We start from the raw sequence: 12,875 nt of genomic DNA, 5'->3' as shown, positions 1-12,875 counted from the left end.
GTAACCTGGAAGTACTCAAGAATGCCTTCAGGCAAAAACAACTCAATTAAACCCTGATCCACTTTAACTTTTTTTTTGTGCAAAGTTAATCCTTCATCTATAAATCCCCAGATTTTCAGATTGATCCTAAAATACTAATTGAAATGTGGTATTATGTTTATGTATTACAAAGCGAAGTTGATATAGCCTTTCTAATATATAGCTTTTATATACGATCTTATATTGTTTAAATAGTAATCTACCCCAAGCATCCGCTTGTGGTAATCTCATTTCAGCGTCCGCTGATTGATAATGAAAACATCAACCTGCTTATAGCTTCCAGGCCCGTTGATAGAAGATTCTTGAAAGTCTGCTCATTTCGTAATTATATGAACTATCTAAAATATTCTTAAAGTGGCACTAATGTTTGAAGATATTCAAGTAAAAGCTTTTTCTGTAGGAGGAGGGTGAAACTGAAAGCAATGAAAGTCGTTGAAGTAAATGTTCTTTTCCATTGAATAAATCCTTAAATGAAAGATCGATTTTCCAGCTTAGCTAAACAGTATGCGCAATTCAGGCCAGGTTACCCAGATGAAATATTTCATTTTATACAGAAGGAAATATCAGGTACTAAATACGCCTGGGACTGTGGAACAGGGAATGGACAAGTAGCTCTAAAACTTGCGAGCTTCATGGAGCAGGTAGAAGCTACAGATATCAGCGAGAAACAGCTGGGAGCCGCTACTTTGCAGCCCAATATTCGATATTCCAGACAGGCAGCTGAGCAAACTGATTTTCCCTCAAAGCACTTTGACCTCATCACGGTGGCGCAGGCAATCCATTGGTTTGAGTTTGATTCTTTTTACAGAGAAGTAGCGCGTGTACTAAAACCGGATGGCTTATTTGTTGTATTGGGATATGGATTACTTCGTGTTAATAAAGAAGTTGATGAGGTGCTGGATCGTTTCTACCATGATATTATAGGTGATTATTGGGATCCGGAACGAAAACATATTGAGAACCACTACCAACAAATACCATTTCCTTTTCAGGAAATAGTAACACCTTCATTAGTACATACTACCAAGTGGAGCTTAGAGCATTTTTTAGGTTATTTACAAAGCTGGTCAGCTGTAAAGCGCTATGAAGAAGAGAAACAGAAAAGCCCGGTTTTGGAATTTCAACCGCTATTTAAAAAAGCATGGGGTGATGAGCAAAATCAGTATTCAGTAAAGTTCCCAATCTTATTCAGAGCGGGGAAGTTGAAATAGAGTACGCTAATACTTCAAGCGTCCGCTTGAGGTCATCCAATTTGATCCTCCGCTAATTTATACAACAGATAGTTGCTAAGAAATTCCATTTGAGAAAATAGAAAAGGGTATGATTTTTTGTATTGTCGTAAAGCGCCCTGAAAATGTCGTATCTGCCAATAGAATCTTCTCTAAAGTCTCATTAATTTGCTAAAATAAAAATCCACCTAAAGTAAAAATTGATGAAGCCTGAAATTCAGAATTATAACAATCAGCAGTTAGAGAATGATAAAGCCATTTCTGACTTATTAGCTACAGAAATTGACAAAGAGCTCACTGATGCTGAAAGCAAAATCTGGCATGCACATCCGGTTTGGTTTCTGGAGGAGAACCCCATTGTTGGATATAGTAAACAAAAAGCAGGTTTACGCCTGATGTTTTGGAGTGGAGCAGATTTCGAAGAAGAACAACTGAATGTTTTAGGTGGAAAATTTAAAGATGCGTCTATTTTTTATACCGGAACAGATCAAATCAATAAAGAAGACATTAGCCGTTGGTTAAGAAAGTCCCGGGAAATTCAATGGGATTATAAAAACATTGTCAAGCGAAAAGGGAAATTGGAAAGGCTAAAATAATTTACGAAATTAAACCTAAAATCAAGCCTAATGAATACAACAAGCAAACATGACGAAAGGATGGTCAAAATGACCTTTGCTTCAGTGTATCCCCATTACCTCGCAAAAGTGGAAAAGAAAGGCAGAACTAAAGAAGAGCTACATCAGGTAATTGAATGGTTAACAGGTTTTGATAACAAACAAATTGCTAACTTAATTGAGAAGAAGGTTACTTTTCAGGAGTTTTTTCAACAGGCTACTTTAAACCCCAATACCCATTTAATTACAGGCGTTATCTGTGGATATCGGGTGGAAGAAATAGAAAATGAGTTAACTCAAAAAGTGAGGTATTTGGACAAACTGGTAGATGAGTTAGCCAAAGGCCGTAAGATGGGGAAGATTTTGCGTGATGAATGAAAGAACCCCCTTATAAAAGCTAAAATCTATTTAAAATCAAGAAAGCCCGGCTTTAAGAGAAGGGCTTTCTATTTTTGATACTTATCGAAGTTATCTCTCTAATTTGGTTTTATACCAATACCAGAGCTTTTACTTGGACAATGCTTCAAATTCCGAATCTGTCAGTTCTATTTCTGTCGCTTTAATATTTTCCTCTAAATGATCCAGCGACTTGGTGCCAGGAATTAGCAGAATGTTTTCTGCTCTTTTCATTAACCACGCCAGCGCTATCTGAGCGGTGGTAGCATCATACTTTTTAGCTATTTTCTCAATTTTATCCTGCATCTTATCTGGGCCTGACGCCAATGGAAACCACGGTATAAATGCTAATCCGTTCTCAGTAGTATAATCCAATACTTTTTCCCACTCTCTGTCACCCAGATTATACCTGTTTTGCACAGAAACAATTGGTAATAGCTCCTGTACCTCTTTGATTTGATCTACTGTAACCTCTGAAAGACCAACATATTTAATCTTACCATCTTCAACTGCTTTTATTACAGGCTCTAAGGTTTCTCTCACCGGTACTTTGGAATCTATTCTATGTAGCTGCCATAAATCAATTTGTTTTACCTGTAGTCTTTCCAGGCTACCTTCAATTCCTTTCCTAATATGAGCAGGATCACCATTAGGCACCCACTCATCCGGACCGGGCCTTTCTAAACCAGACTTAGTAGCTATCACCAAACCTTCTTTATAAGGATGCAGCGCATCTGCTATGAGCTTCTCATTAGTATAAGGACCATATGAATCCGCTGTATCAATAAAATTCACACCGAGTTCTACAGCTCTCTGCAATACTTTAAGTCCATTTTCTCTGTTGGGAACTTCTCCCCAAACACCCTTACCAGTTAGTTGCATACCTCCAAAGCCTAACCTGTTTACTTCAAGGTCGCCAATTTTGTATGTTGAATTTACTTTTTCTGTTACCATGACTTTTTAAGTTTATTAGGTTAGTTGATATATCTATAATGATTTTCAACGCTTTTGATTAATAAAAAGGCCATCTTTTTACTTAAATTTTAAACAAATTGTAACAACCACTTTAGCCACGGTATGGCCTGTCTCCACTTGCTTATGCGCCTCAGTCAATTGCTCAAATGAGTAAGTTTATGAAACATGTGCTTTCACTTTGCCTGAAGCCAATAAATCTGCTAACTTATCCATATCACCTCCATTTGACTGTACAAGATATCCTGTTCCTTTCACTCCTTATTTCTTTAGCCAGGGAAGCTGCTTCATCATTGAACCCCGGGTTGCTTACCAATGTGCCACCTTTTTTGATCACCTGAATAGATCTTTTGATATTTTTACCTCCTACAATCTCTATTACCAAATCTACATCAGTATTTAAGAAAAGATGTTACTAAATAATAAAAAGATGAAATTTTATAAATAATTTAAGATGACTTGCTGTTTTCTTTTATCAAATGGTTATATATTGTAAAGGATAAAATCCAATACGATTAAATCTTAATGCTAACGAATTAAATATTTCATCCAAAATAAAGCATTTTCCTTAAAGCAAAACCATGGAAAAAAAACAGTTTCAAATACTTATCCCCATCGCAATTATAGTTTTAAGCTTTCTGGTAATAGTAGGATGGTTAACAGATATTGGATTTCTACTTAGTCTCATTCCAGGTGCTCCCACCATGAAATTCAATACTGCGCTATTATTTATTCTCATATCCTTCTCAATTATAATGAAAGGGAATAAAAACAAAGTTTTAGATGGGTTAGCTATAGTATTTGCTGTTGTCACTTTTCTTATCAGTACTCTCACATTAGCGCAATATATTTTAGCAATTAATATTGGTGTTGATAACTTCTTTTTAGCGGATAGTCTTACCCAAAATAACCCGGGAAGAATGTCCGGAGCTACTGCTTTTTGTTTTATGTTGCTATCAGCCACAAAAATTCTTAGAGGGGTTAACACAAACAAAGCTTTAAAATTAACCCACTATTTTGTTTCGCTGGTGGCTATTATTTCCTTATTGGCCATCTCAACTTACCTTTTAAGGCTCATTACAGATAATTATGTATTGGTTTTTAATTCGATGGCTATTCACACTTCTGTTTTGTTTTTCCTGGCGTCCCTTACTATTTCATTGAAGCATCCTGACCATAGTTATATAGGTTTCCTTACGGGAAAATACATAGGTAGTAAACAAGCACGTAGTTTATTACCGTTTGTCGTAGGCTTACCAATTATATTAAGTGCTGCTTTATTGTATGTGATGAATTCAGGTTTTCTCAATACTGCTTATGGTGTAGCCTTGTATACTATCGCATATGCTGTAATTAGTATTATTTATTTCTCCGTAATTTTTACCAAACTGAACAAGTCCGATCAGAAACGATTTCAGCTTGAAGAAAATTTAAGAGTAACAAATGAAGAGCTGAGTCAGTACAAATTAGCTTTAGATCAGAGTTCTATTGTTATAAAAACTGATGTAAATGGAATTATCAATTACGTAAACAAAAAATTTGTTGAGATTTCCGGATATAGCGAGGAAGAGGCTATTGGACAAACACATAGGTTAGTAAATTCAGGTCATCATTCTGAAGCATTTTTTACTGAGTTGTGGCAAACTATCGAAAAAGGTACTGTTTGGATAGGAGGTATAAAAAACAAGACAAAATCAGGAGACTTTTATTGGGTTCATGTTGTTATAGTTCCTCTTCGGGATAAAGAAGGGAAGATAGAACAGTTTTTAAGTATTAAACAAGATATTACACAAAAAACCATCCTTTCTAACCAGTATGAAAACCTTAAACTTAAAAATAAGGAGATAGAACAGTTTACTTTTATCGCTTCTCATGATTTACAGGAGCCTTTAAAAACTTTAAAAAGTATGAGCGACCTGCTGCAGAAGGAATACGCAGATAAGCTTGAAGGAAACGGGGGAAAAATGCTGCAATTTATTTTTAAGGCTGCCCACAGAATGAGTGATTTAGTAAAAGGACTCTTGGAATACTCTATTATTGGTATAAATAAGGAGTTGGAGAGAGTACACATTTCTATGATACTAGAAGATGTGAAAAATGATATTACAGAACTGATAGTATCTAATAACGCAAGTGTAGATTACTCAGATTTGCCAGAACTAAACGTTTACCCTACAGAGTTACGCCTTCTATTTCAGAACCTTATTCAAAATGCTATTAAATTTAAAGCAGCTGAAAGAGCTCCTGAAATTATTATCTCTGCTGAGAAAGAGCAACATTCTTACAAATTTTGTGTTAAAGACAATGGTATAGGAATTTCAGAAGATCAACTGACGAATGTTTTTGGCCTTTTTAAGAGATTGCATGATAAGCGAGTATATGAAGGAACAGGTATTGGACTTGCCCACTGTGAAAAAATAGTTCACTTACATGGTGGAACCATTTGGGCTGAGTCAGAAATTGGAAAAGGAAGTTCTTTCTTTTTCACCATCCCTATTTTTTAATTTATGAAAAAGAAACTTAATTGTATTTTATTCATCGATGATGATGAAGCAGTAAACTTTTTACATCAGCATTATGTGGAAGAAGCACAAATAGCAGAAAAAACAGTTACCAAGCAAAATGGAAAAGAAGCCATTGATTTCCTATCTGCTGCAGTGGAAGGTAAGTACGAAAAGCCCGATTTAATATTTTTAGATATTAATATGCCGGTGATGAGCGGCTGGGAATTTATAAAAGAATACAATGAGCTTCCTGCAGAAGCAAAAGGTAAAATAGTGCTGTTTATGTTAACCACTTCTCTTAATCCTGAAGATAGAGTAAGAGCTGAAAGAGAGGCCAGTATCAATGGCTTTGAAACAAAACCTTTAGATGCGGAATTACTTAAAGATATTATGAAGGAATATTTTCCAGATCATGTATAGCAATATATCCTTATAGTAAGAAAGACAAATCACTAAAAATGTCTAATCTTCCTTATATTTTAGCATTTATAAGTTTTTTTGAATTCAATACTAAACTGCAAACAGTAAAAATATGTCAATCACAAAGGAATCTGAATTGGTGGGAATGCAGAAAATCAGTGAAGTGGTAGGTACCACCCTTAAACTTATGAGGGAATATGCAAAAGTAGGCATGTCCACCAAAGAACTGGATGAGTATGGTGGCAGCATTCTGAAAAGCTATGGTGCGCAATCTGCACCTTATGCCACTTACGGCTTTCCCGGATATTCCTGCATTAGTGTGAATAAAGAAGCAGCGCATGGAATTCCATCAGAGAAAAAAATCCTGATGGAAGGCGATTTAATCAATATTGATGTTTCGGCTGAGCTTAATGGTTTTTGGTCCGACAATGGAGGCTCTTTTGTTTTAGGGAAAGACATTCACAATCATCAACCTCTGGTGGAGGCCTCAAAAAATATTCTGCAGAAAGCGATTCAAAGTATTAAAGGAGGCGTTAAAATTGCCGAAATTGGTCATTTAATAGAAACTGAAGCTAGGAAATCAGGATTTAAAGTGTTGAAAAATTTGGCTGGACATGGAGTGGGCAGAAGTTTACATGAAAAACCTGAAAATATCCTGAATTACAGGGTAAAAGGTAACCGAGAGCGATTTCAGAAAAACACTACCGTGGCCATAGAAACATTTATTTCCACCACTTCCTCTTATGCAGTAGAGCTCAATGATGGCTGGACGCTAGTCGGCAACAGAGGAGGCTATGCTACGCAGCATGAGCAGACTATCCTGATTACAGACAATGCCCCTGTTATATTGACTGGGTGCAATGGCATTTGGGATTGAATATTTTCATGGAATAGAGTAAAATAATGTATGTGAAAAAGCCTCAGACTATATGAATAAACTTGTAATAATGTTTCTGCTCTTTACTTTTGCATTTAAAGCAAATGCACAGGATGATCTAAAATGTAAAAAATTTCATACTGGAAAATTTAAAGTAGAGGGAGATGAAAATACTATAATTATCCGAAATAGAAACTACCAAATTGAAGAGAATAATAATGTTAAAATAAAAGACAAAATAAATTGGTTAGATGAATGTACGTATCAGTTAATCACTAAAAAAGTAGTAAAAGATAATGAAGGGATAATGGAAAATGATATTCTTACTTTTCAGATCATTGAAACTGGAGAGGATTTTTATATTGTTAAAATCACTAGTGATAGGAGAGATTTTTCAGTAGAAGCGAAAGTTATCATGTTAAAATAAAGTATAAATATTATCATTTTATTTAAGTTAAAAATTCAATGAATCTTCAGGCGAAATGTAAAAACTGTAATTCCTTTATATATTTTAGAGCCCCAGTTTCCGATAGATTTGAATTAGCTAGAAAAAGGGGGGATAAATTGAATTTAAAATGTAATACTTGTAATGCCGATAAAGTATATAATTTGAATGATGTTAAAGCTATTGAAAGTAAATTAATGGCTATACTCGCTCTACTGTTATTTATTTTTGGCACGATTGGTCTATTTATATTTATCTGGCCGTACTTTTTTCAGACAGGTAACATTTATGTAATTACAGGTTTAATAAGTTTACTTACTATTCCATTTCTTATTTATCAGTCTATTACCTCTGGAGATGCAGAAAGAATTAGATATTTCAATGCTAAGTATTATGGATAATTTGTTGTGAAACTTATTGAGCCAACAAAGCCATGATTCAAAACAACATTAGAACTATCGACTTATCTGAATTATTAAGAGCTGAAATAGTTTTATCTGTAAGTGATATTTTCTTGTTTGACTACTATATAACAAGACTTGATTTCCTTCAATAGAAAGCTATTCTTCTCGTAAAACACCCCTGTAGTCCTCGCCAGCTGGCGAGACAGCCACACGGCTTTAGATCAGCAGAAAACCAAAAGCATCAACACTATTTTCTATCGTAAGAAAAGTTTTGTTATCTCTTTTGAGGTTCAGTTCAAAGGACTGCGATGACTTGATTAACACTTTTGAAGGAAAAAGAACTATTGAAATAGAATTATTAAAGCATTTCAATAATTTTCAAATTGATATTCCGACCTTAATTCAAACAAATAAAGCTATAGGTGAACAAGATACATATATAATTTTAGGAAATTATATATGTAAAATTAATTATCAAAAGTCTTATCAAGACCCAAAACAAATTTGGACAAAACTTTCACCAAAGGAAGAAGATATAAAGAAAGAGTTATCCAATATATTTTGGCAAAGACATAAAGTTGCGCGCGAAGTAGATATTGACTTTATTACACAAAAAGATAGAGATGATATAACGACATTACAAGCAATTGTCTGAAAGACTATGTAGGATGCTCATGATAAATACTACACTGTTCGATAACCAAATAATGTTTGTTAAAACCGAGCGGGCTGGTCGACAAAAAGGCGGGGAGCGCGTTGAATTGTAGCGTAGGAGCATCTTTTTGTCTTGATTTTTTGCATCTTTTTGATCAAGCAAAAAGATAAAGTATAAAATTTTGTTTAAAATACCTTAAAGTGTAATTGAGACCTCAGTATTTAGTAAAACTTCTCTTTTTTGAGGTTTTATACTTAGTTTTAAAGTTTAAGAAACACTTATTAAGATCAGTATATCTAGTTTTTGAGTTCAGTTTCTTTTCCATGAGTAGCCTATGTACTGCATTTACAAATAGTGATACCATAAGTAGAACCCCAGCCACTAACAGGCCTTCGGCTCAATGGTGGGCGAAGTGGTTAATTGAACATTCTATCACTTATCACGTTTTCTTTGTGGTGTACAGTTTTATACTCCGAAATCTGCCATGCGCCAAGCTCCAAACCGTTAAACATTACTCTTGGCATCAAAAAAAATGAAGCAATTCTTTAAAAACTTATTTCAATACAGTCACCAATGTAACCAAAAGCTTGCGGATATTTTTAATGCCGAACCCAATAAAACTTCTGACAAAGCAGTCAAACTGTTTAACCATGTGCTCAATGCACACCAAATTTGGAACAATAGAATAAATTCCACAGAAAAGCTTTTTGGAGTTTGGGAAATCCACGAGCTTAAGGATTTGAAGAGTATTGACCAGAAAAACTATGAACAATCATTGCAAATTCTTGATCAATTTGAATTAGATGAATCTTTGAATTACATAAATAGCAAGAGTAAAGCCTTCAGTAATAGTGTGCAAGATATACTCTTTCACATTATTAATCACTCCACCTACCACAGGGGGCAAATAGCCAGTGAATTTAAACAGGGCGGACTGGAGCCTTTGGTTACCGACTACATTTTTTTTAAAAGATAAAAACTGAAGCGAATTGATGCTGCTCCAACCATATTAACCTGAAGCATGCACAAAACTTGCTAAAATGATGGCCAAAAAATATACAGTTAAAGCCATTTGATGGCTGGCTTCTTCTCATTACTTTTACTACAAACTCGATACTCAAGTAACTATAACATCCATGATCAAATATATCACCAGTTATTTTACACTACTCATTGTATTAATCACCCTAGGTTGTCATCCAAATAATGAGAGCGCTATCATGGAAATGGCAGAAGATGCAGAATATTCTCCAATACCTGAACAGGATGCAGACGAAGATGTAGTAGAGCGGAAATTAATTAAAGAAGGACATATCACCTTTGAAACACAGGATTTAACTAATGCAAGAAAAAATATTTTTACCGTAGTAAGCAAATACAAAGCCTACGTTTCATCAGACCAGGAATATAAATATCCGGGCCGCAAAAGTAATACTTTAGTTATACGGGTTCCTGCCGATAATTTTGACAATTTATTGAAAGATGCTACAGAAGGTGTAGAGAGGTTTGAAAGCAGGGAGATCAATGTAAATGATGTGACCGAAGAGTTTCTGGATATATCTGCCAGGCTTAAAACCAAAAAGGAGCTTGAAAATAGATTTTTGGAGCTTTTGAAAAAGGCCAATACAGTAACTGAGATAGTGGAGATTGAAAAGCAAATTGCGCAATTAAGGTCAGAGATTGAGTCAGTAGAAGGCAGGCTTAAATACCTGGAAAATAGAGTGGCTTTTTCTACACTCACCATGACTTTTTACCAGAGCCTACCGGAGCAAACAGAGTTTGGACAGAAATTCGAAAATGGCTTTAAAAATGGCTGGGATAACCTGGTTTGGTTTTTTGTATTGATGATTAATATCTGGCCGTTTATTATCATACTACTAGGTTTGTTTATAGGAGTCAGAATTTACAGAAAGAGGAGGAAGAAATGATTATTTTATTTTAAATATATCTTCGATAGCGAATAAGTAATTTAATAAACTCCATATTTTTGTTATTTAATACCCTAATATACTAAATGAAAAAGACATTCATCTTACTAACTTTATTCCTGTTAACAAACAATTTGTTTAGTCAAACAACTTACACAGGTCACGTAGGTAAATATCCTGTTGAATTGGTTACTTATATCTTTTCAGACGGAGTAGCCAGAGCTTTTTATGTTTACACGAAGTTTGATGAGCCAATAATAATAGACGGAACACTAAAAAACGGATTGCTGAGTTTAACAGAAAAAGACAGCTTAGGTAAGGAAAGTGCTGGTTTGGTTTTTAAAGATTTTGATGCAAACAAAACGAACTTAAACGGTACCTGGACGGATCTCGCTTCTAATAAGTCATTACAGATTACTTTAACCAAATCTTTTAATATAGATTATGGTGACGACTTAGAGTGGCAAAGCAAAGAGTTGTTACAGCCGGCTACCATGGAAAATAAGTATTTTAAGCTATTGATTAGTAAAGAGAAAGGCAGCTTTTATGCACGAGTGGAAGGATTGAAGATTTTTGAGAAGAGGACTGATAAGTTTTTACAGCAAATAGATTTAGATTGCCAATTGTGGGGTATCAACAACATTAGCGTTGGTGATTATAACTTTGATGGTATTCCTGATTTTTCTGTATTTGAACAGAGTTATGCCGGACCCAATACATCAAGTATTTATTTTCTTTTCAATCCCCAAACAGGCAATTTTTTTAGAAGTAGTTTTGAAGGCACTTCATTGGATTTTGATGAAAAAGCAAAAAGGATTTATGAACATAATCAATGCTGCGCAGGCACCAGCCATATGAATGCTACTTATAAAGTGGAAAACAATGAAATGGTACTGGTAGAGAAAAGATGTACTGAGTACAATGAAGAGCAGGATGACTACATTCAAGTTGATTGTGAATAGTATAAGTTCCATAAAACAAGAACCTTAATAATTATTGATCTCAATAATCCTTCTCACATACCACTAACCTTGCGGAGAAGAAATTCTTTAGCAATCCTGTCAAATCATTTTGTAAAGGCAGATTATATGTTAATATTTTACTATCAATTCACGATTTGACTAGGTTATTCATTGATGTGGTTATCTTTTACATTTTCTGATTAATCAACTTTGTTCCATCAACAAAATAAAAGAATGATGGAAAATAAAAAAGTATGGTTCATTACAGGTGCTTCTAAAGGTTTAGGGCTTGTATTAGTTAAAAAATTACTGAATCAAGGCTATCAAGTAGCAGCAACTAGTCGCACTATAAAGTCTTTAACTGATGAAGTAAGTAAAGCTTCAAAATCTTTTTTGCCACTTGAGGTACAATTAACCGACAATTCAAGTACTAAAAATGCCATTGAAAGGTGCATTGCCCACTTTGGTAAGGTAGATGTGGTGGTAAACAATGCGGGCTATGGACAAATTGGTGCGTTAGAAGAGCTAACAGATGAGGAAGCCAGAAGAAATTTTGATGTAAATGTATTTGGTTCGCTCAATGTTATCAGAAATGTAATGCCTTATTTAAGAATACAGCGATCAGGACATATTTATAATATCTCCTCAGCGGGTGGCTATTACGGAGGCTTTGCAGGTTGGGGGATCTATTGTGCTTCTAAATTTGCAATGGCAGGTTTTACTGAAAGCCTGGTAGAGGAAATTAAAGAATTTGGAGTAACAGCAACGGTTGTTTATCCAGGCTATTTCCGCACCGACTTCCTTTCCAATAACTCAGTAATGACTCCGAATCATGCAATTAGTGATTATACCGAAGTGCGGGAATCTGAGAAAACACATTTGAATAATGTTAACGGTAAACAACCAAATGATCCTGAAAAAGCTGCAGATGTGCTTATTGCAATCAGCCAGGAAGATCAACCACCGATACATTTGTTATTGGGAAATGATGCTTACGATATGCTAAAAGTCAAAGTTGATATGATAACTAAAGAGGCAGAACAATGGAAAAATTACACGTTATCCACCGCATTTTAGTTATTAGTTTAGTGTTAACAAGTTAGCAATTGAATGCGCAGCAAATAAAATATAGTTTAACTAATAGAAACAGAGCGCAACTACCAATGGAAAAAACAATAGAAGAAACCAAGGAATACATAGGGATGTGGGTTACAGAAGATGGTTACATCCGGCATGAATTATTTCCCGACAACCGATATGATGAGGCACGTGGTACCCATCAAAGCGCTTACAAGGGCAGCTACAAAGTGTCGGGAAATCATATTGATTATAAAGATGATACCGGCTTCACTGCAGATGGTGAGTTTAAAGAAGGTATACTTTATCATGCAGGGATGATTTTGTACAAAGAGAATAACAACGTAGATTAG

General features: G+C 34.9%; 15 protein-coding genes. 14 read left to right on the top strand and 1 reads right to left on the bottom strand.

Annotated features, from left to right (window positions below):
• The first annotated feature begins 509 nt into the window (after positions 1 to 509).
• The 3 genes from IEV85_RS19555 (at position 510) to IEV85_RS19545 (ending at position 2,260) form a co-directional block, all read left to right on the top strand.
• Positions 510 to 1,250, top strand: a complete 741-nt coding sequence (locus IEV85_RS19555; RefSeq protein ID WP_188466680.1) for a class I SAM-dependent methyltransferase — start codon at positions 510 to 512, stop codon at positions 1,248 to 1,250.
• A 221-nt stretch (positions 1,251 to 1,471) separates the two neighbouring features.
• Positions 1,472 to 1,864: a DUF1801 domain-containing protein gene (locus IEV85_RS19550; protein WP_188466678.1), complete on the top strand. Its 393-nt coding sequence runs from the start codon at positions 1,472 to 1,474 to the stop codon at positions 1,862 to 1,864.
• Positions 1,865 to 1,894: 30 nt separating this feature from the next.
• Positions 1,895 to 2,260 (top strand): DUF2200 domain-containing protein, encoded by a 366-nt coding sequence (locus IEV85_RS19545; protein WP_188466676.1) that lies wholly within the window; start codon positions 1,895 to 1,897, stop codon positions 2,258 to 2,260.
• A 129-nt stretch (positions 2,261 to 2,389) separates the two neighbouring features.
• Here IEV85_RS19545 and IEV85_RS19540 read toward each other — a convergent pair whose 3' ends face one another.
• Positions 2,390 to 3,232, bottom strand: a complete 843-nt coding sequence (locus IEV85_RS19540) for an aldo/keto reductase (RefSeq protein ID WP_188466674.1) — start codon at positions 3,230 to 3,232, stop codon at positions 2,390 to 2,392.
• Between the two features lie 599 nt (positions 3,233 to 3,831).
• Here IEV85_RS19540 and IEV85_RS19535 point away from each other — a divergent pair.
• From IEV85_RS19535 to IEV85_RS19485, 11 genes are all read left to right on the top strand, one after another.
• On the top strand, positions 3,832 to 5,754 hold the full coding sequence (locus IEV85_RS19535; protein WP_188466672.1) for a sensor histidine kinase: 1,923 nt from the start codon (positions 3,832 to 3,834) through the stop codon (positions 5,752 to 5,754).
• Between the two features lie 3 nt (positions 5,755 to 5,757).
• Positions 5,758 to 6,174: a response regulator gene (locus IEV85_RS19530; protein ID WP_188466670.1), complete on the top strand. Its 417-nt coding sequence runs from the start codon at positions 5,758 to 5,760 to the stop codon at positions 6,172 to 6,174.
• Between the two features lie 112 nt (positions 6,175 to 6,286).
• Positions 6,287 to 7,051 carry a type I methionyl aminopeptidase gene (gene map / locus IEV85_RS19525; protein ID WP_188466668.1) on the top strand — a complete coding sequence of 255 codons (765 nt, stop codon included), beginning with the start codon at positions 6,287 to 6,289 and terminating at the stop codon, positions 7,049 to 7,051.
• Positions 7,052 to 7,103: 52 nt separating this feature from the next.
• The gene (locus tag IEV85_RS19520) at positions 7,104 to 7,478 is read left to right on the top strand and encodes a hypothetical protein (RefSeq protein ID WP_188466666.1); all 375 of its coding nucleotides are present in this window, start codon (positions 7,104 to 7,106) and stop codon (positions 7,476 to 7,478) included.
• A gap of 137 nt (positions 7,479 to 7,615) precedes the next feature.
• Complete coding sequence (locus tag IEV85_RS19515) at positions 7,616 to 7,897, top strand: hypothetical protein (RefSeq protein ID WP_188466664.1); 282 nt, start codon at positions 7,616 to 7,618, stop codon at positions 7,895 to 7,897.
• 316 nt (positions 7,898 to 8,213) lie between these two features.
• A complete protein-coding gene (locus IEV85_RS19510; RefSeq protein ID WP_188466662.1) occupies positions 8,214 to 8,555 on the top strand; it encodes a hypothetical protein in 342 nt (113 codons plus the stop codon).
• 532 nt (positions 8,556 to 9,087) lie between these two features.
• The gene (locus tag IEV85_RS19505) at positions 9,088 to 9,531 is read left to right on the top strand and encodes a DinB family protein (RefSeq protein ID WP_188466660.1); all 444 of its coding nucleotides are present in this window, start codon (positions 9,088 to 9,090) and stop codon (positions 9,529 to 9,531) included.
• Between the two features lie 160 nt (positions 9,532 to 9,691).
• On the top strand, positions 9,692 to 10,483 hold the full coding sequence (locus IEV85_RS19500; protein ID WP_188466658.1) for a DUF4349 domain-containing protein: 792 nt from the start codon (positions 9,692 to 9,694) through the stop codon (positions 10,481 to 10,483).
• 86 nt (positions 10,484 to 10,569) lie between these two features.
• Positions 10,570 to 11,445 carry an XAC2610-related protein gene (locus tag IEV85_RS19495; protein WP_188466656.1) on the top strand — a complete coding sequence of 292 codons (876 nt, stop codon included), beginning with the start codon at positions 10,570 to 10,572 and terminating at the stop codon, positions 11,443 to 11,445.
• 234 nt (positions 11,446 to 11,679) lie between these two features.
• Positions 11,680 to 12,522, top strand: a complete 843-nt coding sequence (locus tag IEV85_RS19490) for an SDR family NAD(P)-dependent oxidoreductase (protein ID WP_345260127.1) — start codon at positions 11,680 to 11,682, stop codon at positions 12,520 to 12,522.
• Positions 12,523 to 12,608: 86 nt separating this feature from the next.
• Positions 12,609 to 12,875: an Atu4866 domain-containing protein gene (locus tag IEV85_RS19485; protein WP_188466654.1), complete on the top strand. Its 267-nt coding sequence runs from the start codon at positions 12,609 to 12,611 to the stop codon at positions 12,873 to 12,875.

It is taken from the genome of Marivirga lumbricoides, from assembly GCF_014636295.1.
In the GTDB taxonomy this organism is placed as follows: Bacteria; Bacteroidota; Bacteroidia; order Cytophagales; family Cyclobacteriaceae; genus Marivirga; species Marivirga lumbricoides.
The sequence above is the reverse complement of the archived record's forward strand: the minus strand, read 5'-3'. Positions and strand labels throughout refer to the sequence as shown.